Origin of the sequence: Streptomyces fractus (genome assembly GCF_049844455.1) — a bacterium.
Lineage (GTDB): Bacteria > Actinomycetota > Actinomycetes > Streptomycetales > Streptomycetaceae > Streptomyces > Streptomyces fractus.
Genome location: NZ_JBMYHI010000002.1, coordinates 1,190,317 through 1,210,873 on the forward strand (window position 1 = coordinate 1,190,317; position 20,557 = coordinate 1,210,873).

The following is a 20,557-nucleotide window of genomic DNA, read 5'->3' on the forward strand; positions in this document are numbered from 1 at the left end:
CCCCGTACGGCACCTGGCCAACAGCACCGACACGATGGTGGACCAGACCTGGCCGAACTCGGCGGTCCAGCAGACCCACTTCCGTCAGATCCGGGCCCTCTTCGCCGGTGACACGTCGGTGGGGGCCGCCGACGGGGCCTCCGCCCGCCCCGGCCGACACCGGCATGCGAAGCTGAGTCCGGAACACCGAGCGCCGAACACCGAGCGCCGCCGCCCGCCCGAACGCCCTTCTCGACCCCGGAACGGCCCCGCCATGAAGCCACCCCACCACGAGTCGGTGCTCTCCCGGGCCGCGCGCATCCTGGAGGCCTTCAGCCAGGACGAGCCCGCGTTGAACGTCTCCGTCATCGCCCGCCGCACCGGTCTGCACGTGGCCACCGCGTCGCGGCTGGTCGGCGAGCTCGTCGCGCACGGGTTCCTGAGCCGGGACGACGACCGGCGGGTGCGGATCGGCGTACGGCTGTGGGAGCTGGTCACGCGGGCCTCGCCGACGTTGTCGCTGCGGGATGCCGCGATGCCGTTCATGGAAGGTGTGCACGATGTCGTGGGCCACCATGTGCAGTTGGGTGTCCTCGACGGTGACGACGTGCTGTTCCTCGAACGCCTCTCGGCGCCCCACGGTGTCATCAACTACACCCGGATCGCGGGGCGGCTACCCCTGCACGCCTCGTCGTGCGGCCTCGTGATGCTCGCGCACGGCCCCGCCGACCTGAAGGAACGCATCCTGGCGGGGCCGCTGGCCGCGTACACCGCGAGCACGCCCGCCACGTCGGCCCGGCTGCGCGCGACCCTGGCGGAGGTCCGGCAGCAGGGCTACTCCTACTGCCCCGGCTACGTCCACGAGGAGGCCCTCGGTGTGGCCGCGCCGGTGCGCGGCGCGGACGGATCCGTGGTGGCGGCCCTCTCGGTCATCGTCCCCAACGACGAGGGCGCCCACGCGGTCGTCCCCGTCGTGCGGACGGCCGCGCGCGGGATCTCGCGGGCCCTCGCGGTCCGCGCGGCGCCCGGCGGGGCCATCGGGTGAGGAACGGCTTTTCGTCTCTCACTGAGTGAGAATGGACTCGCGACGTGTTGGCGCCGCCGCGCATCCTGCCTGCAACCCACAGACGGGAGACGACAACGTGGTCGTTCACAATCTGCTTCCGACTGCCGCGCGAGAGCCGGTTCCGGGTCCTGGTCCGGGTCCTGGGGCTCGGGCTCCCCAACAGGCGTCCTCCACCGTGACGTTGGAGGTCCGCGCGAAGGAGACCGTCGCCGACGGCGTCGTGTCCCTCACCCTCACGCACCCGGACGGCGCGCGGCTGCCCGACTGGACGCCCGGCTCGCACATCGACCTGATCCTGCCGGAGGGGACGACCCGGCAGTACTCGTTGTGCGGCGACCGCTGGGACGCGTACACGTACCGCGTCGCCGTCCTGCGCGAGCCCTCCGGGCGGGGCGGGTCGGCGTATGTGCACGACCGGCTGGAGCCGGGGGACGCGGTCGGCGTGGGCGGGCCGCGCAACCATTTCCCTCAAGTGCCCGCCGAGCGCTATCTGTTCATCGCGGGCGGCATCGGCATCACGCCGATCCTTCCGATGCTGAAGCAGGCCGAACTCATGGGTATCGACTGGGAGTTGCTGTACGGCGGCCGCAGTCGCGGCTCGATGGCGTTCCGTGCGGAACTGACGGCCACGTACGGGCGGCGCGTGCACATCAGCCCGCAGGACGAGTGCGGACTCCTCGATCTGTCGGCGTGGCTGAGCGAGCCCGCCGCGGGGACGAAGGTGTACTGCTGTGGCCCCGGGCCGCTGCTCGCCGCCGTCGAGGACGCGTGCGCGGGGTGGCCTCCGTACAGCCTGCGTACCGAACGCTTCACCGCCGGGGAGCGGGCGGAACCCGTGCGGCGCACGCCGTTCGACGTCGAACTGCGCCGCAGCGGCCGCACGGTGACCGTCACCCCCGACATGTCCGTCCTGCAAGCCATCCGTCAGGGCGGCGCCGACCTGCTGTCCTCGTGCGAGCAGGGCACCTGCGGCACGTGCCTGACCCCGGTGCTGGCGGGGGCACCGGACCACCGGGACTCCGTCCTCACCGACCACGAACGCGCGGCCGACGACTGCATGCTCCCGTGCGTGTCCCGCTCCCGCTCGGACCACTTGGTCCTCGACCTGTGAGCCGCCTGCGCTGCCCGGCCCTGGACTTCTGAGCCGCGTGGGCGTCGACCTCTGAGTCACCCGCACCGCCTACCCATCGACCCCCGAGCCGCCCACACCCGCACCGCTACTTCCACTGGAGTCGCCATGACCGAAGCGCCGGCCGCCGTCGCGTCGCCGCCCGCCAGTGACCTCGACCCCTTCTCCGCCGAACATCTGACCCAACCGGGCTCCCTGCACAGGGAGTTGCGCGAGGCCGGTCCCGTCGTCCGTCTCAGCCGTTATGACATCCACGCCCTGGCCCGCTACGACGAGGTCGCGCCGCCCTCGTCGACTGGCAGAACTTTCAGTCCGCCGCCGGCGTCGGCCTCGCCAACTTCCGCCACGAGAAGCCCTGGCGGCCCCCGAGCCTGCTCCTCGAGGCCGACCCGCCGCACCACGACGCCCCGCGGCGCGTGCTGCGCGACATCCTCGCGCCGCCCGCGCTGCGCCGCCTGCGCGACACCTGGCAGACGGTCGCGGACGAACTCGTCGACACCGTACTCACCACGCGGGCACCGGAGTTCGACGCCTTCGAGGCACTCGCCAAGGCGTTCCCGCTACGGGTCTTCCCCGACGCCGTGGGACTGCTGCCCGACGGCCGCGACAACCTCCTGCCCTACGGCAACATGGCGTTCAACGCCTTCGGCCCCCACAACGCGCTCGTCCAGGACGACGCGCCGAGGATGGCCGAGCTCTCTGCCTGGGTGGGCACCCGGTGCGTCCGTGAAGCACTGAGCGAGGACGGCTTCGGCGCCCGCATCTGGGCCGCCGCCGACCGCGGCGACATCACCCACACCCAGGCGCCGCTGCTCGTACGCTCCCTGCTCACGGCGGGCGTCGACACCACCGTGCACGGGCTGGCCGCCACCCTCTACGCCTTCGCCACCCACCCCGGCGAATGGCAACGGCTGCGCGAGCGACCGGAGTTGGCCCGGGTGGCCTTCGACGAGGCCGTCCGCTGGGAGTCGCCCGTACAGACCTTCTTCCGCACCGCCACCGCCGACGTCACGGTCGCCGGGACAGTCATCCCCGAGGACACCAAGATCCTCATGTTCCTCGGCGCCGCCAACCGCGACCCGGCCCGCTGGGCCGACCCCGACCGCTTCGACCTCACCCGCGACCCCTCGGGCCACGTCGGCTTCGGCATGGGCATCCACCAGTGCGTCGGCCAGCACGTGGCCCGCCTGGAGGCCGAGGCCCTCCTGACCGCGCTCGCCCGCAGGATCGACCACATCGAACTCGCCGGCGAACCGCGCCGCCACCTCAACAACACCCTGCGCTCATGGTCGTCACTCCCGGTCCGGGTACGCACGACCGACTGACCGCGTCTCGCGGCGCGCCACCGTCACCCCGGGGAGATCACACGGAGGCGTAGCGGTCGACGCTGAGGACCTTCACGGTCATGGTGCCGGACGGGGCCTTGTCCGTGAAGCCCTCCGCCTTCGAGGTCACCTTCTGGCCGGGGGCCACCGAGGTCTCGTAGAGCCACCCGGTCTCGATGCGGTTGCCGTCGGCGTCCAGGAACTCGACCTCCACGTCGTAGTCCGACGTGTCGGAGGAGTGGTTGGTGATGGTCACGGGAGCCTTGAGCCCGCCGTAGCCGTCCGAGGTGGGCGACCCGACCTTGATGTCGTCCTTCGGCGCGTTCTTCTTGTTGGTCGACGTGGTCCGCGGGCTGTCGTCGCTCTTCTTGCCGGTCGACGAGCTCGAGCTGGACTTGGTGTCCGCCTTGCCCTCCGCCTCAGCGTCTCCGCTGCCACCGACCACGGCCGACATGATGCCGACCGCGGCCAGCGTGCCGACTCCGCCAAGAACGATCTTCTTACTCATGCCCACCGGGCGCTCCTTCGTGAAAGAGCCGGTAGAGGTGCCACCCTCACAAGGTCACACCTTTCCCTCCGCGCGGTCGACGCGCCGACCACGCCGTTCGCCCGGCCCAGCCCTCGTCACCCTCCCAGCGCGCCGTGGTCTGCCAAGTCGCCGTAATCGCGGCTAAGTTGTGCGGACACTGCCGTCATGCCTACGAAAGGTCGACACCAGTGGATGGGAAACCACCGCAGGTCGAAGCCATCCTGTTCGACACCTTCGGCACCGTCGTCGACTGGCGGACCGGTGTCGCGGCCGCCGTCGACGCCTTCGCCACACGTCACGCCCTGACGCTCGACGGGACCGCGTTCGCCATGCGCTGGCGTGAGCTCTACCAACCGGCGATGGAGCCCATCCGCACAGGCGCACGCGACTTCACACCGCTCGACCTCCTCCACGCGGAGAACCTGCGGACCGTGCTCGACGAGCACGGGCTCGACCCCACGGCGTTCGAAGCGGTCGAGCTGAGATGGCTCAACGAAGCGTGGCACCGGTTGCCGCCCTGGCCGGATTCCGTCCGCGGACTGCGGCGGCTCGCCCACAGCGTCACGGTCGGAGCGCTCTCGAACGGCAACCTCGCCCTCCTGGCCCGCATGGCCAAGCACGCCGGCCTCCCCTGGGACGTCATCGTCGCCTCCGACGTCACCCGCGCGTACAAGCCGCAACGCGAGGCCTACGAGCGGGCCGCCTCCTTCCTCGGACTGCGCCCCGAGCAGGTCATGCTCGCGGCGGCGCACAACGAGGACCTGCGGGCCGCCCGGGCCTCCGGCCTGCGGACCGCCTTCATCGCCCGGCCCACCGAGTACGGCCCCACGCAGACACAGGACTTGACCCCGGACGGGGACTGGGACGTCGTGGCGGGCGACGTACTCCAACTGGCGAAGCTCATGGGTGACCGCCCCTGGACGGCCGACCGGCACCTCGCGCCGCCGGGCGGGCCGCAGTAGCGGTCGCCCCGATCGTCGCGCCGCTTTCTGGCCGGCCCAAGGGTTTCGCCCACGGTTCTCGCTCCGCTCCGCGCAATCGCCCCCTCGACCGGCCCCATTGCTGCAAAGCTGGCCGGGTGATCTATGTCGTGACAGTGGACGCCCAGACCGCCGATGGCACCCCGGAGCTGGACGAGTTGCAGCGCGTCGGGGCCATCGCGCTCCTGGAGCAGGGATTCGAAGCGGTGGATGGCATCGAGGGCCCCGACGGGATGGAGGCGACGGTCGTCGACACCCTCGTCGGCGCCCACCCCGGAGGCGCGCTCCTGAAGGTGTTCGCACACTCCCCCACCCTGGAGATCGCCGAGGCGGCGGTGCGCGCCCTCGTCGAGGAGCTCCTGGAACGTACGGAGCTGCTGGCCGAGTGGACCGTGGAGAAATGCGAGGTGGAGCTCCACCCGGACCTCGCCCAGGAGAGCCTGGACGCCGCCGCGGGCCCCGGCGCCCCACCCGACGACCCGGCCGCGCGACGCGCCCACCTGGCCAAGGCAGCCCACACGCCCGCCCCGAGCGAGACGGAGACGGAGACGGCGGCGGATTCCGCGAAGATCCGCCGCCAAATGTTTTCCCTCGCGTCCCAACTCCGGGCATTCGGACCACAGATGTTCGGCGTCGTCACCGAAGAGGCGCAGGGAGGTGAGGAGTTCGGCGGCTACGCCGGTACCTCGCACGAGGACGCGCAACTGGCCGCCGGGGCCCTGCTGTGGGCCGCCAACGTGATGATCGACCAGCTCTTCATGGACGTCCACACCCTGACGGAGGCGGACACCAACGTCGCCGAGTGCACGGACGTGCTGTGGCACCTGGAGGACCTGCCCCGCCGCTACGCCCTGCGCTACGACGCCAAGTTCGCCCGCCGCTTCTTGGTCACCGTCACCGCCATGACCACCCGGTTCACCCACGGCACCTTCACCCAACTGGGCTGCATCGCGGAAGAGTTGGCACTGCGGATCCTGCTCACCGAGGCCAAGGTCTGCCTGGAGACCTTCGGCCTGCTCGACGACGGCGTCGAGCAGGCCCTCGACTGCTTCGCCGACCTCGTGTACGAGGACATGGACCACGAGTGGCTCTACGACGACGCCGCCGACGGCATCGGGGACAGCCCCGCAGGCGAGTTGCTGCGGATCACGCCCATGGGGCTCGCCGACTGGTTCAGCCCCTTCAGCGAGGAGCGCTGTGTGCACCCCTACGCGAGGGAGACCCCGCCCGGGGATTCTGTCGCAGGCGCGTCTTCGTGAGCGGGGACCACGGCCGTATCGATCGCGGCGCCCCGGGCGCCGCGGTCTCCCGGCCCGGGTCGTTCAGTACGCGGTGAGTCCGCCGTCGACGACCAGCTCCGCGCCGGTGACGAACGAGGAATCGTCGCAGGCGAGGAAGAGGATCGCGGGGGCGACCTCGTCGGCGCGGCCGGCTCGGCGCATGGGGGTGCGCTGGATGTCCGGCTGCCGGTCACCCTGGTCGTCCAGGAGGTCCTGGATCATCGGCGTGGCGATCACTCCGGGGTGCACCGAGTTGACCCGAACTCCCCGGCGGGCGTACTCGACCGCGGCGGTCTTGCTCAACAGGCGCACGGCCCCCTTGGACGCCTGGTAGGCCGCAGCCGCACCGCTGCCCACGAGGCCGAGTACCGACGACGTATTGATCACCGAAGCGTTGCCGCTCGCGCGCAGGAGCGGCATCGCCGCCTTCATGCCGAGCCATGTGCCTTTCTGGTTCACGTCGATGACGCGGTCCCACGCCTCTTCCCGCGTGTCCTCGACACCTGGCCAGTCCACGATGCCGGCGAGGTTCACGAGCACGTCCAGCGTTCCGAACCGTTCGCGTACGACGGTGATCACTTCGTCCCACTCCGGCGCGGAGGAGACGTCGAGGCGGGCGGCGACGACCTCCGCACCACGTGCCTCGATCCGGTGGGACAGCTCCCGCAAGGGGTCTTCGGCGACGTCGGTGATCACCAGCCGGGCGCCTTCGTCGGCGAAGAGCTCGGCGGTCGCTGTGCCGAGGCCGCCGGTCGCGCCCGTGATCAGCGCGACCTTGCCGTCAAGCCGTTGTCCTGTCATGGATGTCGTCCTTGGTTCTCGTCGATGCCGGCTGTGGCTGACCGGTGTGTCGGGACTTCCCCTCTCCACCGAGTCTGTGCGGGTCACCGACCGTCAACCAGGACGCGTGCCGCCTGGGCATGACACACCCAGGCAGCTCACCGAGCCCCCGCCTAGCCTGAACACATGGACGGCAATCACCTGGGAGACTTCCTGCGCACACGCCGCGCCGGCCTGCGGCCGGAGGATGTCGGCATGGCGAGTTACGGGCCCCGCAGAGTCGCCGGGCTACGGCGCGAGGAGGTCGCCGTCCTGGCCGGAATCAACGCCGATTACTACACCCGCCTGGAACAGGGCCGTGAGCGCAACCCCTCACCCCAGGTGGTCGACGCACTCAGCCGCGCCCTGCGCCTCGACACGGACGCCCGCGCGCACCTGTACCGGCTGGCCGGGGCCACACCGGGCGACCTGCCCCGCGCCCGCGCCACCGAGCAGGTGAGCCCAGCGCTGCGACAACTGATGGACGGCTACCCGAACACCCCGGCGTACGTCATGAACCGGACCCTGGACCTCCTCGCGGCCAACGCCCTGGCCGATGCCCTCTACGCGCCGTTCGAACCGGCGGACAACCTGGCCCGCATGACCTTCCTCGATCCCGCGGGCCATACCTTCTACACGGACTGGGACCGCGCGGCACAGGCCACCGTCGCCAACCTTCGCGAGGCAACCGGATTCGATCCGGACAACCCGCGGCTGCGTGACGTCGTCCGCACCCTCACCGAGCACAACTCGGACTTCAACCGTCTCTGGAACGCCCACACCGTGCGCGGAAAGACCCGGGACGCCAAACACTTCCTCCACCCGGACGTCGGCCCCCTCACCCTCACCTACCAGGCCTTCGACGTACGCGACGCCCCCGGCCAGCAACTCGTCATCTACCACGCCGAACCGGGCAGCCCCAGCGCCCACTCCCTCCACCTGCTCGGCTCCATCCACGCCACCCGCCACCGGCCCACCACTCGGACCCAGGACTGATCAGCCGGGAGATCATGGCCGGCCGGGACGCCGCAGTCAGGATGCGTTCAGGTACGCGGTGGCACGGTCTTCCGCCGTGACCGTCGGTGGCGGACACCGGTGCGTAGCCCTCGTCCCTCAGGCCGCGAGGAGGCGGCCGGGCGGCCGGCGGGCGGCGGCGAACAGGCACGTCGTCAGCCAGCCGAGGGCGAACAGGAAGCCGCCCACGACGTCGGTGAACCAGTGCACGCCGAGAAACACCCGGGTGGCGGCGACCGCCAGGCCCCAGCAACCCACGGCGGTCCGCAGCGCCGTGCCACCGCGCGGGCGGCGCACGGTGAGCGCGGCTATCAGCAGTCCGGCCGTCAGGAAGGCCGTGGTGGTGTGTCCGGAGGGGAACGACCAGCCGCTCGCGTGCGCCGTCCAGTCGCTGTGGGGCGGGCGTGGACGGTGGACCCACTCCATCACGGCGTAGCGCAGTGTCTGCCCCAGGGCGAGGCAGGCGACGCAGAGGGCGGCGGCGAGGAGCCGGTCGCGCGCGGTGCGTCCCGCGACGAGGCCGGCCAGGACGGCGAGCAGGTACGGGACGACGCCGGTGCCGGAGGCCGTTACGCCTCGCGCCATCGCCGAGGCCGTCCCCGGGCGATGGCCGACGGACCACGTGAGGAGCCCGTGGTCGAGCCACAGCGGTGCCCCGTCCCGGCCTGCGGCGAACAGGGCCAGCACGCTGAACGCCGCCCACGCGCCGAGCGCGACGCTGCCCGCCGTGTCGGCGACGCCCTTGCGGTTCACGAGGGTGTCAGCAGCACACGTAGAGGCGCGGCAGCCGTCATCCGGCGGGCCAGCGCGGCGGATCCGCGCACCACCACGAGCATCGTCACGAACGCGACGAGCCCGCCCACCAGGAGCCCGACCGCCACGTCGTGCGGATAGTGCACGCCGACCCAGACCCGCGAGGCCGCCATGGCGACCGCAGCCACACAGGCCACCGTCCCGAGCCTTCGCGCGACGAACAGCAGCGCCACGGCCGCCGCCGCGGCGATCGCCGCGTGGTTGCTGGGGAACGACCAGTCGCCGTGCCCCGGACACACCTCCAGGGTGCGGACCCGCAGGCTCTGACACGGCCGGTCCTCGCGCACCAGCAGCTTCAGCACGTCATTGACGCCGTACGCGAGGACCACGGTCAGCGGGACCGCCAGCGCCGTCAGCGCCGCAGCCGCCCCCGCGCGCCTGGCCCACCACCATCCCAGGATCATCAGCACGCCGAACAGCGCGAGTCCGTACGCGGACCACACCGTCACCGCGCCGTCCAGCCAGCCCGGGGAACGCTGGGCGAGACCGGTCACGTCCTGGTACGCGGAGCCGTCGATCGACGCTCCGCCGAGCGCGAGCATCATCCGCGGGCCTCCTTCGCCCTGCCCCGCCTGCGGCTTCGGTAGAGCTCGGCGGCGAGCGGAAGCAGCGAGAGGACCACGATCAGCGCGACCAGCGGCAGCAGGTAGCGGTCCACGTTCGGGATCGACGAGCCCAGCGCGTATCCCGCGAGGGTCAGCCCGACACTCCACACCACGCCGCCGGCCACCTGCCACACCGTGAACACGCGGACCGGGACTCCCAGCGCGCCCGCCAGGGGGTTCAGCACGGTCCGCACCACGGGCACGAATCTCGCCAGCACGATCGCCTTCGCGTGCCCGTACCGCGCGAGCAGTTCCTCGGCTCTGGCGGCTCCTTCGTGCAGCCGCGCAGAGCGGCGCCTGGCGAGCAGGGCGCCGCCCGCCCTGCGCCCGATCAGATACCCGCACTGCGCGCCGGCCAGCGCGCCGAGCACCGCCGCGGCCAGCAGCGGCCCGAGGGAGAGCCGCACGCCGTGCTGCCCGCCTCCCGTGCACAACAGCCCCGCGGTGAACAGCAGGGAGTCGCCCGGCAGGAAGAAGCCGATCAACAGCCCGGTCTCGGCGAACATCACCGCGCCGACCCCCAGCACGCCGAAGGCGGCCAGCAGCGACTGCGCGTCCAGTGGGTTCACGGCGAGCTGAGACGATAGGACCACGGATGTGGTCATCGGCATGCGCTCCTCTCCTGGGGACGACCGGCTGCACGGCATCCGACCTGCACAGCAACACGATCGACTACAACTATGTAGACGGTCTACTTTACTGTAGACGATGGGGAGGGGAGGATCGTTCCCATGGGTACGGAGAAGGACGACCGCAGACCGGCCGGCGAGCTGGAGGCCGCGGTGATGGCCGCGCTGTGGGCGGGCGACGCCCCGCTCACCCCGTCGCAGGTCCAGGAGGAGCTCGCCTCCGGTCTCGCCCGGACCACGGTGACGACGATCCTGTCCCGGCTGTACGAGAAGGGGACGCTGGAGCGGGAGCGGCAGGGCCGCGGCTACGCCTACCGTCCCGTGCAGGACCCGCACGGGCTGACCGCCCTGCGCATGCACGGCGAACTCGACAGGGACGACGACCGCGAGACGGTACTGGCACGCTTCGTCGCCCAGCTCGACCCGGACGACGAGCAGGTGCTGCGCCGCCTCCTGGAAGAGAGCACATGACGATCGCCGCGCTCCTCGTCGCCCTGCTGTTGCCCTGCGCCGCCCCGCTCCTGGCCCGCCGGGTCCTGCACCGCTGCTCGCCGGCCTTCGCGCTGTGGACCCTGACCTCCTCGGCGCTCCTCCTCGCGGCGGGCACGGTCGCGGCGCTCGGGACGTTGACCCTGACCGGGCTGCTGAAGATCCCGGCCGTCGCGGCTCTGGGCGAGCTGGTGCACCCGCTGCGGGTGCCCTCCGCGCACCTGATGCTGCCGCTCGCCGCGCTCGCCCTCGGCCTGCTCCTGCTCGCCGCGTTCGCCCTCGGGCGCGCGGTCGTGCGGCAGACCACGGCGCTGCGCACCGCCCGCTCCCAAGCCGCGCGCCGCCCGGCCGCAGGCGACCTGTGCGTCGTCGAGTCCCCGCACCCGGACGCGTACGCGCTGCCCGGACGCCCGCACCGCATCGTCGTCACCAGCGCCATGCTGCGCAGCCTCGGCGCCCGCGAACGCGAGGCGCTCTTCGCGCACGAGCGCGCGCACAACGCCGCGGGCCACCACTACTTCCTGGCCGCGGCCGAGCTCGCCGCCCACTGCCACCCCGCCCTGCGCCCGGTCCGCGACGCCATCCGCCTCGCGGTGGAACGCGCCGCCGACGAGGCCGCCGCCACCGCCGTCGGCGACCGCCGCCTGACCGCACGCGCCATCGCCCGCGCCGCCCTGGCGACGGGTTCGGGGGACGCCGCGCGGCCCGTGATGACGCCCGCGGCCATGACCGGCCCGGTGCCGCAGCGGGTGACGGCCCTCCTCGCCCCGGCCCCGGCGGCCCGCCGGGCCACGTACGGGATCGCCGTCCTGCTCGCCGTCTGCGCGCTGCTCTCCTTCAGCGCGGCGGCCGGCGGCGCCCTCAGCGTGCACGACGACATCGAGGTCGCCCAGGGCGAGGCCGCACACTGATGCGCCCTGATGCGCCCTGATGCGCCCTGATGCGCCTTGATGCGTTGGGCGATCTGTTCTAAACAGACGCTCATGGACGAGAGCATGGCCGCTGTACTGGCGGCGTTCATCGGTGTGGTCGGCGCCCTCGGCGGAACGCTCCTGGGCGTGTGGATGCAGCGAAGAGCCACCCTGGAACAGGTCGCCGCCCAGGAGAGAGCCGAGGCGCGCGGCCAACTCCGCGCGGACCGCAAGACCTCTTACGCGGACGTGATGGACGCGTCCGAACGCTTCATCACTTCCCTGGACGAGATCGTCGCGGCCCGACGTTCCGCCGCGGGCTCCCCCGACGGACCGGGCCAGTGGAGAGAGATACGAGAGGAGAGCCAGGCCGCCATGCGCGAGCTGCGCCGGGCCATCTGGAACGTACGGGTGTCCGGGCCCGAGAACATGGCCGACCTCGCCAAAGGCCTCTACGACGTGAACACACAGCGCTTCAGGATCGCCTTCGACGAAGCCCTCACGTACGCCGAGATGGACGAGCAACTGAACGACAGGAACGCCGCGTTCCGAGAGTCGCGTTCACGGTTCGTCGCAGGCGCCCAACAGATACTCGGCAACGGACAGGCTCAGACGCGGCCTCGGACTCACCCTCGGACCCAACCTCGACAAGCCGGTGCAACACCCTGAGGCACCGCACGCGCGCCCCAGGGAGGGGACTGAGCCACTCAGTCGCTCACCCGCAGATCAACTGCCCGCCGTCAGCGCCTTGTTCGCCGCCGCCAGGATCTCCTCGGAGACCGGGGAGCCCTTGGTCGCGCGGGCCAGGACCAGCGCGCCGACGAGCGTGGAGAGCTGGGCCAGGCCGTCCGCACGCCCGTCCCCCTCGCCCCCACCTTCGCCCCCGTCCGCCCCTGCGAGCAGGTCCGCGAACGCGGTGACACCCTCCGCGTAGGTGCGGCGCGCCTCTGCGTCCCCGGCCCCGCGCGCGATGTCCGCGGCGAGACCCGCGACCGGGCACCCCGCGGCGGCGTTGTCGCGGTGGTCGGCGGCGAGGTAGGCGTCGATCAGCTCCCGGCGGCCCTGGTCGGCGGCGGCCCGCCGCCCGGACACCTCGGCGAAGGCGTGCGCCGTGGCCTCGTCGACCAGGGCCTCCTTCGAGGCGAACTGCTTGTAGAAGCCGCCATGGGTGAGCCCTGCCGCCTTCATGACGTCCGCGACGCTGACATGCGTGCCCTGCTCCCGGAAGAGACGGGACGCGGTGTCGATGATCCGCTTCCGGTTCTCCTGCGCCTGCGCCTGCGATACGCGCCCCATGAGGCACCTCACTGCTTCCCCGTTTGGATGTCGGTCGGAATCTATTCTACTCTGGCTTTAGATTACACATGACATCTAATGTGGGTGCGCCTCGTGGCGCGCCCCCCTCAGCCGGGAGCAGACATGAAGATCGAGAACGCCGTCGCCGTCGTCACCGGGGCCAACCGTGGTCTCGGCCGCCACCTCGCCGCGCAGCTCGTCGAGCGCGGCGCGAAGGTCTACGCGGCGGCCCGCCGCCCCGAGGACATCGACCTGCCGGGCGTGACCCCGATCCGCCTGGACGTCACCGACGAGGCCTCCGTCCGCGAAGCGGCCCGTCTCGCCTCGGACGCGAACTTGCTGGTCAACAACGCGGGCATGTCCACGGGTTCGGCCCTGATCGGCGGCGACATGGACGACATCCGCCGCGAGATGGAGACGAACTTCTTCGGCACGCTCACCCCCACCCGCGCCTTCGCCCCGGTGATCGAGGCGAACGGGGGCGGCGGCGTCCTCAACGTCCTCTCGGCGCTCTCCTGGCTGCACCCCGCCGCTCTCGGCGCCTACGCCGCGTCCAAGGCGGCCGGCTGGGCACTGTCCGACGCGGTCCGCGAGGAGCTCGCGCCGCGCGGCATCTCCGTCACCGCACTGCACGTCGGCTACATGGACACCGACATGGCCGCGGGCGTCCCCGACGACCAGAAGGTCTCCCCCGCCGACGTCGCCGCGCAGGCCCTCGACGGCGTCGAGCAGGGCGCGTTCGAGGTCCTCGCCGACGACGCCAGCCGCTACGTCAAGCAGCAGCTGTCCAACGCCCCGGCCCAGGTCTGACTCCTTCACTCGCCCCACCGAAACCTCTGCAAGCCGCTTCAGTCAGTTCTCTTCAACCCCCCTTCAAGGAGCACCTGATGCGTTACACGACCTTCGGCCGCAGGACCGGCCTGCGTGTCTCCGAGTACGCGCTCGGGACGGCCAACTTCGGCACGGGTTGGGGTGCCGGGGCCGAGCCCGACGAGGCACGGAAGATCTTCGACCGGTTCGCCGAGGCCGGTGGCACGTTCATCGACACGGCGGACACGTACCAGTTCGGGCAGTCGGAGGAGTTGACGGGCAAGTTCGTCGCCGCCGACCGCGACCGCTTCGTCCTGGCCACGAAGTTCACGCTCGGCGCGGGCCCGCGGCCCGGCATCTCGACGACGGGCAACAGCCGCAAGGCGATGGTCTCCTCCGTCGAGGCCAGCCTGAGGCGCCTGGGCACGGACCACCTGGACCTGCTCTGGGTGCACTTCCCCGATCAGATCACCCCCGTGGAGGAGATCCTGCGCGGGCTCGACGACCTGGTGTCCGCGGGCAAGATCCACCACGCCGGGCTCTCCAACTTCCCGGCCTGGCGCGTCTCGCGCGCCGTGACGCTGGCGGATCTCCGGGGCTGGGCTCCGCTCATCGGCGTCCAGCTCGAGTACAGCCTGGTCGAGCGCAGTGCCGACCGGGAGCTGCTGCCCATGACGGAGGCCCTCGGTCTCGGCGCCGCCCTGTGGTCCCCGCTCGGCGGCGGGCTGCTCACCGGCAAGTACCGGCGCTCGACGGAGGGGCGGCTCAGTGACCTGGGTGCCGTCATCCACACCGAGGACACCGGCCAGAAGACGGCGGTCGTCGACACCGTCCTGGCGATCCCCGACGAGACCGGTCTGCCGCCCGCGCAGGTGGCCGTGGCCTGGGTGCGCGAGCGCGCCGCCCGCTCGGCGACCACCCTGGTCCCGATCGTCGGCCCGCGCTCCGCCACCCAGCTCGACAGCTACCTCGACGCGCTCCAAGTCACCCTCACCGACGAGCAGTTCGCCCGACTGACCGAGTCCAGCGCCATCCCGCTCGGCGCTCCGCACGAGGGCATCGCGGGTTCGTTGAACGCGACTCAGGGCGGCGACGCGAGCAAGGTCATCGCCCCGGTGGTTCCGGTGGCCTGACGGTCGCGTCCGCGCGCAGTCACGGGTGTGGTTCCGGCCCCTTTTCGGTAAGGGGCCGGAACCACACCCGTATCCGCGTGGAGCCCGCGTGGAGCGGAGTCAGCTGGATGGTGCGGGGGCCACCGCCACGACGACCTTGCCCGCCTTGGCCCTCCCCTGCTCGACGTACTCCAGTGCCCGGCCGGTCTCCTCGAACGGGAAGACACGGTCGACGAGCGGCCGGATCGCGCCCGCCTCGACCAGCGAGGTGATCTCGCGGAGCTGCTCGCCGTCGGCCGTCATGAAGAGGAATTCGTAGGTCACGCCGTGCTTCCTCGCCAGCCGATTGATCTTGGCGCTGAGGCCGCTCATGACCAGCTGGATCACCGGGTTCGCGCCCATCTGGCGGGCGAAGGCCCGATCGGGCGGTCCGGCGATGCTGATGATCCGGCCGCCGGGCCTGAGGACGTGCACCGAATTCTCGAGGGTCGCGCCGCCGACCGTGTCGAGGACGACGTCGTAGCCGTCGAGGAGCTCGCTGACGTCCTGGGTGCGGTAGTCGATGACCTCGTCGGCGCCCAGGCCCCGCACCAGGTCCACCTTGGCCGTGCTCGCCGTGGCCGCGACATGCGCGCCGAGTTCCTTCGCCAGCTGTACGGCGATCGATCCGACGCCGCCCGCGCCGCCCTGGACCAGCACCTTCGTCCCCGCCGTCACACCGGCACGGTCGACGAGCGCCTGCCAGGAGGTGAGGGCGACGAGTGGCAGGGCGGCGGCCTCGTCCATCGTCAGCCCGGCCGGCTTCGGTGCCACGTCCGCCTCGGCGACCGCGATGAGGTTCGCGAACGTGCCGATGCGGGACTGGTCGGGCTTGGCGTAGACCTCGTCGCCCGCCGAGAACCCGGTGACGGACGGGCCGGTCCGCACCACGGTTCCCGCGAGGTCGTTGCCCAGGATCAGCGGGAAACGGTACGGCAGAACGGTCTTGAGGCCGCCGCTGCGGATCTTGAGGTCGAGCGGGTTGACGCTCGCCGAGTGGACGCGGATGAGTACGTCACCGTCGCCCGGCTCCGGGTCGGCCGCCTCGGCGAGACGGCCGCCGCCCCGCTCCTTGTACTTGTCGATCGTGAAGGCCCTCATCGGGGATCCCTTCCTCGTCCGCGCGGGGCGGAGGTGGTGTGCGTGCCCGCGCAGGGGCTCATCTGTCAGTGGACGTCGCTTCGGGGAGAGCGGCACGGCGGGAGCCGTGGCATCCGGTTCAGACCGCGGTCAGGACGGTCTTGCCGTAACCCGTCTTCTTCGCGTGCGCGGTGGCCGCATCGGCGAGCGGGAACGTAGCCCCGACCGTCGGCACCAGGAGGCCGTCGGCGGCCAGTTCCGCGAGGGCCGTCATGCCGAGGCGGTCGGCCTCGACGAACAGCCCGGCCAGGCGGACACCGCGCGCGACCGCGTCGGGCGCGGCAGGGGCGAGGCTCGGCGGAAGGGTGGAGACGAGGGTGCCGCCGGGCTTGATGAGGGGGACGACCTTGGCCGGGTAGCCGCCGCCGACGCTCTCCAGGACCGCGTCCAGGTCGTGCGGGACACGGGCGTCTTCGGTGTCCGCGAGGTCGGTCGTCGTGTAGTCGATGACCTCGTCGGCGCCGAGGGAACGTACGAAGTCCGCCTTCTCGCCGGCCGCGAGCGCGATGACGTACGCGCCGCGCGCCTTGGCGATCTGGACCGCGAGGTGGCCGACGCCGCCGGCCGCCCCGTTGATGAGCACCCGGCTGCCCTCGCCGATGCCCGCGGTCTCCACCAGCGCCTGCCATGCGGTGAGCCCGGCCATCGGCAGCGCGGCCGCCTGTACGTGGGTCAGTTCCTCCGGCTTGGGCACGAAGGCGCGCGCCGGGGCGAGCGCGAACTCGGCGTAGCCGCCGTGGCCGTGCGGGAAGGGCAGCATGCCGAAGACCTCGTCTCCGGCCTGGTGGACGGTGACACCGGGGCCGACCGCCTCGACGGTCCCGGACACGTCCCAGCCGAGGGTGAAAGGGGGCTGCCCGATGAAGACGCCGGCCTGCCGGTTCATCGCGTCGACGGGGTTCACGCCAGCCGCGTGGACGCGGATCAGGATCTCGCCGATGCCGGGAGCGGGGCGGGGGGCGGTGACGGACGTGAGGACCTCGGGTCCGCCGAGTTCGTCCTGGCTGATGGCCTGCATGGTGGGGGTGATGTCGTTCATGTCACCCAGGTTCCTGCGGTTGCACGCCCACAGCCATGGCCTAAAAGCCAATAGGCGATAGAATTCTGCCATGAGTGTCGCGCAGCCGACCGGGCCCACCGGAAGCCAGCCCCCGCACCACGTCGCTGTCCTCGCCCTGGACGGCGCGTACCCCTTCGAGCTGGGCATTCCGGCGCGGATCCTGGGTGCGGCGGAGGGCCGGTACGAGGTCACGCTCGTCTCGGTCGACGGCGGCCCGGTCGAGACGAACGCCGGCTTCGCCGTCACCCCGCAGCACGGCCCGGAAGCACTTGAGGCCGCCGACACGGTGATCGTCGCGCCGGTCGACCCGCTCCGCCTCACCCGCAAGTTGCCCGACGCCGTCGCCGCGGCGCTCGCGCGGATCCGCCCCGCCGCGCGGATCGCCTCGATCTGCACCGGCAGCTTCACGCTCGCCGCCGCGGGCCTCCTGGACGGCCGTCCGGCCGCAACCCACTGGGAGTGCGCGCCCTACTTCCGCGACTGGTACCCGCACATCCAGGTCGACGAGAACGTCCTCTACGTGGACGACGGCGACGTCCTGACCTCCGCCGGCGCCGCCTCCGGCATCGACCTGTGCCTGCACCTCATCCGCACCGACCACGGCAGCGAGCTCGCCAACCTGGCCGCCCGCCGCTGCGTCGTCCCGCCCTTCCGCGACGGCGGCCAGGCCCAGTACATCGAGCGACCCGTCCCCGAGGACCCCGGCGCGTCCACCTCCGCCACCCGCCAGTGGGCCCTGGAACACCTCGACGAACCACTCAGCCTCCCCCAGCTCGCCGAGCACGCCCACATGAGCCTGCGCACCTTCGCCCGCCGCTTCCGCGACGAGACCGGACTGCCGCCCCGCCAGTGGCTCATCAAGCAACGCCTCGGCCGGGCCCGCCAGTTGCTGGAATCCAGCGACCTGACGGTGGACCAGATCGCGGCGGACGTCGGCTTCGCCACGGCCACGTCACTACGCCAGCACCTCCATGCGGACCTCGGCGTCTCACCACTGGCTTATCGGAGGACGTTTCAGGCGGGGGTCGGGGCGTAGGCGGAGTTTCCTGCCCCACCGCGGTGCGAACGACCGCGCCCGCGACTTCGAGAACGCGGGCTGGCTACTCATGGGCATCCACCCCGTCGACGGAGTCTTCTACCGGTTCGCCCCTCCTGGCGAACTCTGAGCGACCGGCGAACAGCGGGCCCGACTCGCTGGCACATGTACAGGTGAGGGGAGTCATCACGGAAGCTGGGTATGCCTCGCCGATCGAAGCGCTTCGATCGAACTGGGTGCGGCCGACGGTAAACACGACGACCCACCACACGACATTGCGTCGCACCTCAAAGCATGCGAGGAACTTCACCCTGGCTGGAGGCAGTTGCCACATCTCTTGTCCAACTCGCGGGATGGTTCCTACTATTGGCGAACCGCTTCGACAAGCACGCCTCGAACTCCCCCGAGGAGCAGCCCCCATGATCCCCTCCGGATCCGCGCAGCCCGGCCCCGACCCCGCCGGCGGGCTCACCCCTCACGACCGCTTCCTGTTCGGCGGTGACTACAACCCCGAGCAGTGGGACGAGGCGACGCGGGTCGAGGACGTCGAGCTGATGCGGCGGGCCGGCGTCGACACCGCCACCGTCGGCGTGTTCGCGTGGTCGTGGCTCGAACCGGCGGAAGGGCAGTGCGAGTTCGGGTGGCTGGACGACGTGTTCGCGCGGCTGCACGAGGCCGGCATCGGCGTCGTCCTGGCCACGCCGACCGCCTCCCCGCCACCGTGGTTCTCGCTGCGGCACCCCGACGCGCTCCCGGTGCAGCCCGACGGCAGCCGGCACACCCACGGCAGCCGAGACACGTACGCGATCAGCGCCCCCGCCTACCGGGAGGCCTCCCGCCGCATCGCCCGCAAGCTCGCCGAGCGGTACGGCACGCACCCGGCGCTGCGTGGCTGGCACGTCCACAACGAGTACGGGAGCCTCGACCACTCCGACCACGCCGCGGCTGCCTTCCGGACCTGGCTGCACAAGCGGTACGGGACGCTGGAAGAGCTCAACCAGCGCTGGTACACGGCGTTCTGGTCCCAGCGGTACGGCGACTGGGCCGAGATCTTCCCGCCCCGCCAGACCCAGTACATGCACAACCCGACCCACGCGCTCGACTTCCGCCGGTTCAGCGCCGACGAATTCCGCGACGCCTACGCGGAGCAGGTCGCCGAGATCCGCGCCGCCGGCTCGACCGCTGCGGTCACCACCAACTTCATGCTGCCGGACTGGAACCACCTCGACCACTGGTCCTGGCGCCCCCACCTCGACACCGTCTCCATCGACCACTACCTGGACACCACCGGCGACGCGGGCGAGACCCACGCCGCGTACGCCGGTGACCTCGCCCGCTCCTGGGCCGGCGGGAAGCCGTGGCTGCTCATGGAACAGGGCACCACCCAGATCGCGCTCGGCGACCGGCACGCCCCCAAGCCGCCGGACCGGGTGCTGCGCAACACACTGTCCTACCTCGCCCGTGGCTCCCAGGGCGCGCTGTTCTTCCAGTGGCGCGCCTCCGCCGCCGGGTCGGAGACCTGGCACGGCGGCATGGTGCCCCACACCGGCCCCGACACCGCCCGGTTCGAGTCGGTCGTGGAGCTCGGCGCCACCCTGCGCCGCCTGGCCGAGGTCGCCGAACCGCCCGCCGAGGGCCCCGTCGTGGACGCGGACGTGGCGATCCTGTGGGAGGCCGACGGGTGGTGGGCCCTGGAGAACGACGGGCTGCCGTCGCAGCGACTGAGCTTCCCGGAGGCGGTGCGCCGCACCCACGCCGCGCTCTGGCGCTCGGGCATCCCGGCGGACTTCGTCCCGGCCGACGCCGACCTGTCCGGCTACCGCGTCCTTCTCGTCCCGTCGATGATGCCGGTCTCCGCCGAACTGGCCGCACGCTGGCGGCAGTTCACCGAATCCGGTGGCACTCTCGTGGTCGGCTACTTCACCGGGGTGACGGACGAGAACCTGCACGTCGTCCGCGGCGGATATCCGGGCGTGCTGCGCGACCTGCTCGGCATCCGTACGACCGAGCTGCGCCCGCTCGGCTCCGACGAACACGTCACGCTGGACGACGGCACCGTCGCCACTCGGTGGAGCGAGTACGTGGAACTGCACGGCGCCGAGGCCGTCAGGCACTACGCCGACGGCCTGCCCGCGGTGACCCGACACACGGTGGGCGACGGCCACGCCTGGTACGTGTCGACACATCTGCCGGACAACGCCCTGCGCCACCTCCTCGACGACATCTGCGCCCACGCGGGCGTGGAACCCACCGTCGCCGACCTCCCGGACGGCGTGGAGGCGGTACGCCGCCGCGGCCGCCACCACTCGTACCTGTTCGTACTCAACCACGGCACGTCCACCGTCCACCTCGCGGGCGGAGAACGCGAGTTGATCCAGGACGCCGACCCTTCGGCCGGTCCGGTGCTGGTGCCGCCGCTGGGGGCGGCGGTGGTGCGCGAGGGGGCGAAGCCCGTGCGGGTGGAGGCGGAGGTGGGGCCGGTTCGGGGTGGGTGAG

General features: G+C 71.7%; 21 protein-coding genes. 13 read left to right on the forward strand and 8 right to left on the reverse strand.

Annotated features, from left to right (window positions below; genetic code table 11):
• Positions 1–34: 34 nt before the first annotated feature.
• The 3 genes from ACP4E5_RS07475 (at position 35) to ACP4E5_RS07485 (ending at position 3,499) form a co-directional block, all read left to right on the forward strand.
• Positions 35–1,024: an IclR family transcriptional regulator gene (locus tag ACP4E5_RS07475; protein ID WP_425826146.1), complete on the forward strand. Its 990-nt coding sequence runs from the start codon at positions 35–37 to the stop codon at positions 1,022–1,024.
• Between the two features lie 196 nt (positions 1,025–1,220).
• Positions 1,221–2,156 (forward strand): PDR/VanB family oxidoreductase, encoded by a 936-nt coding sequence (locus tag ACP4E5_RS07480; RefSeq protein WP_425826148.1) that lies wholly within the window; start codon positions 1,221–1,223, stop codon positions 2,154–2,156.
• Between the two features lie 434 nt (positions 2,157–2,590).
• On the forward strand, positions 2,591–3,499 hold the full coding sequence (locus ACP4E5_RS07485) for a cytochrome P450 (RefSeq protein WP_425826150.1): 909 nt from the start codon (positions 2,591–2,593) through the stop codon (positions 3,497–3,499).
• A 37-nt stretch (positions 3,500–3,536) separates the two neighbouring features.
• On the opposite strand, the gene ACP4E5_RS07490 is transcribed toward ACP4E5_RS07485, so the two are convergent.
• Positions 3,537–4,007 (reverse strand): FxLYD domain-containing protein, encoded by a 471-nt coding sequence (locus ACP4E5_RS07490; protein ID WP_425826152.1) that lies wholly within the window; start codon positions 4,005–4,007, stop codon positions 3,537–3,539.
• Between the two features lie 209 nt (positions 4,008–4,216).
• Between ACP4E5_RS07490 and ACP4E5_RS07495 the strand changes: the two genes are divergently transcribed.
• Positions 4,217–4,990, forward strand: coding sequence for a haloacid dehalogenase type II (locus ACP4E5_RS07495; protein ID WP_425826154.1), 774 nt, complete (start codon positions 4,217–4,219; stop codon positions 4,988–4,990).
• Positions 4,991–5,118: 128 nt separating this feature from the next.
• On the forward strand, positions 5,119–6,267 hold the full coding sequence (locus ACP4E5_RS07500) for a hypothetical protein (protein WP_425826156.1): 1,149 nt from the start codon (positions 5,119–5,121) through the stop codon (positions 6,265–6,267).
• 63 nt (positions 6,268–6,330) lie between these two features.
• Here the strand turns inward: ACP4E5_RS07500 and ACP4E5_RS07505 are convergent, their stop codons facing one another.
• Positions 6,331–7,089: an SDR family NAD(P)-dependent oxidoreductase gene (locus ACP4E5_RS07505; protein WP_425826158.1), complete on the reverse strand. Its 759-nt coding sequence runs from the start codon at positions 7,087–7,089 to the stop codon at positions 6,331–6,333.
• Positions 7,090–7,254: 165 nt separating this feature from the next.
• Between ACP4E5_RS07505 and ACP4E5_RS07510 the strand changes: the two genes are divergently transcribed.
• On the forward strand, positions 7,255–8,103 hold the full coding sequence (locus ACP4E5_RS07510) for a helix-turn-helix transcriptional regulator (RefSeq protein ID WP_425826160.1): 849 nt from the start codon (positions 7,255–7,257) through the stop codon (positions 8,101–8,103).
• A gap of 117 nt (positions 8,104–8,220) precedes the next feature.
• On the opposite strand, the gene ACP4E5_RS07515 is transcribed toward ACP4E5_RS07510, so the two are convergent.
• Genes ACP4E5_RS07515 through ACP4E5_RS07525 form a run of 3 tightly spaced genes read right to left on the reverse strand, consistent with a single transcriptional unit; the run spans position 8,221 to position 10,144 of the window.
• A complete protein-coding gene (locus ACP4E5_RS07515; RefSeq protein WP_425826162.1) occupies positions 8,221–8,874 on the reverse strand; it encodes a phosphatase PAP2 family protein in 654 nt (217 codons plus the stop codon).
• Complete coding sequence (locus tag ACP4E5_RS07520) at positions 8,871–9,479, reverse strand: phosphatase PAP2 family protein (RefSeq protein ID WP_425826164.1); 609 nt, start codon at positions 9,477–9,479, stop codon at positions 8,871–8,873. Before ACP4E5_RS07520 ends, ACP4E5_RS07515 begins: the two co-directional genes overlap by 4 nt.
• Entirely contained in the window at positions 9,476–10,144 is a 669-nt protein-coding gene (locus ACP4E5_RS07525; protein ID WP_425826166.1) for a DedA family protein, read from the reverse strand. Before ACP4E5_RS07525 ends, ACP4E5_RS07520 begins: the two co-directional genes overlap by 4 nt.
• 126 nt (positions 10,145–10,270) lie before the next feature.
• Here ACP4E5_RS07525 and ACP4E5_RS07530 point away from each other — a divergent pair, with 126 nt between their 5' ends.
• The 3 genes from ACP4E5_RS07530 (at position 10,271) to ACP4E5_RS07540 (ending at position 12,237) form a co-directional block, all read left to right on the forward strand.
• Complete coding sequence (locus ACP4E5_RS07530) at positions 10,271–10,639, forward strand: BlaI/MecI/CopY family transcriptional regulator (protein WP_425826168.1); 369 nt, start codon at positions 10,271–10,273, stop codon at positions 10,637–10,639.
• A complete protein-coding gene (locus ACP4E5_RS07535) occupies positions 10,636–11,568 on the forward strand; it encodes a M48 family metalloprotease (RefSeq protein WP_425826170.1) in 933 nt (310 codons plus the stop codon). The genes ACP4E5_RS07530 and ACP4E5_RS07535 overlap by 4 nt, the downstream gene beginning before the upstream one ends.
• A 72-nt stretch (positions 11,569–11,640) precedes the next feature.
• The gene (locus tag ACP4E5_RS07540; protein WP_425826172.1) at positions 11,641–12,237 is read left to right on the forward strand and encodes a hypothetical protein; all 597 of its coding nucleotides are present in this window, start codon (positions 11,641–11,643) and stop codon (positions 12,235–12,237) included.
• A gap of 57 nt (positions 12,238–12,294) precedes the next feature.
• On the opposite strand, the gene ACP4E5_RS07545 is transcribed toward ACP4E5_RS07540, so the two are convergent.
• Positions 12,295–12,864 carry a TetR/AcrR family transcriptional regulator gene (locus tag ACP4E5_RS07545; protein WP_425826174.1) on the reverse strand — a complete coding sequence of 190 codons (570 nt, stop codon included), beginning with the start codon at positions 12,862–12,864 and terminating at the stop codon, positions 12,295–12,297.
• 123 nt (positions 12,865–12,987) lie between these two features.
• On the opposite strand from ACP4E5_RS07545, the gene ACP4E5_RS07550 reads away from it, so the two are divergent.
• Positions 12,988–13,674 carry an SDR family oxidoreductase gene (locus tag ACP4E5_RS07550; protein WP_425826176.1) on the forward strand — a complete coding sequence of 229 codons (687 nt, stop codon included), beginning with the start codon at positions 12,988–12,990 and terminating at the stop codon, positions 13,672–13,674.
• A 77-nt stretch (positions 13,675–13,751) separates the two neighbouring features.
• Positions 13,752–14,807, forward strand: a complete 1,056-nt coding sequence (locus ACP4E5_RS07555) for an aldo/keto reductase (RefSeq protein WP_425826178.1) — start codon at positions 13,752–13,754, stop codon at positions 14,805–14,807.
• Between the two features lie 99 nt (positions 14,808–14,906).
• Here ACP4E5_RS07555 and ACP4E5_RS07560 read toward each other — a convergent pair whose 3' ends face one another.
• Together ACP4E5_RS07560 and ACP4E5_RS07565 are read right to left on the reverse strand one after the other, a co-directional pair.
• Complete coding sequence (locus ACP4E5_RS07560) at positions 14,907–15,926, reverse strand: NADP-dependent oxidoreductase (RefSeq protein ID WP_425826180.1); 1,020 nt, start codon at positions 15,924–15,926, stop codon at positions 14,907–14,909.
• 118 nt (positions 15,927–16,044) lie between these two features.
• Entirely contained in the window at positions 16,045–17,004 is a 960-nt protein-coding gene (locus ACP4E5_RS07565; protein WP_425826182.1) for an NADP-dependent oxidoreductase, read from the reverse strand.
• 70 nt (positions 17,005–17,074) lie between these two features.
• Here ACP4E5_RS07565 and ACP4E5_RS07570 point away from each other — a divergent pair, with 70 nt between their 5' ends.
• Positions 17,075–18,061: a GlxA family transcriptional regulator gene (locus ACP4E5_RS07570; RefSeq protein ID WP_425826184.1), complete on the forward strand. Its 987-nt coding sequence runs from the start codon at positions 17,075–17,077 to the stop codon at positions 18,059–18,061.
• A gap of 419 nt (positions 18,062–18,480) precedes the next feature.
• The gene (locus ACP4E5_RS07575; RefSeq protein ID WP_425826186.1) at positions 18,481–20,556 is read left to right on the forward strand and encodes a beta-galactosidase; all 2,076 of its coding nucleotides are present in this window, start codon (positions 18,481–18,483) and stop codon (positions 20,554–20,556) included.
• Position 20,557 lies beyond the last annotated feature (1 nt).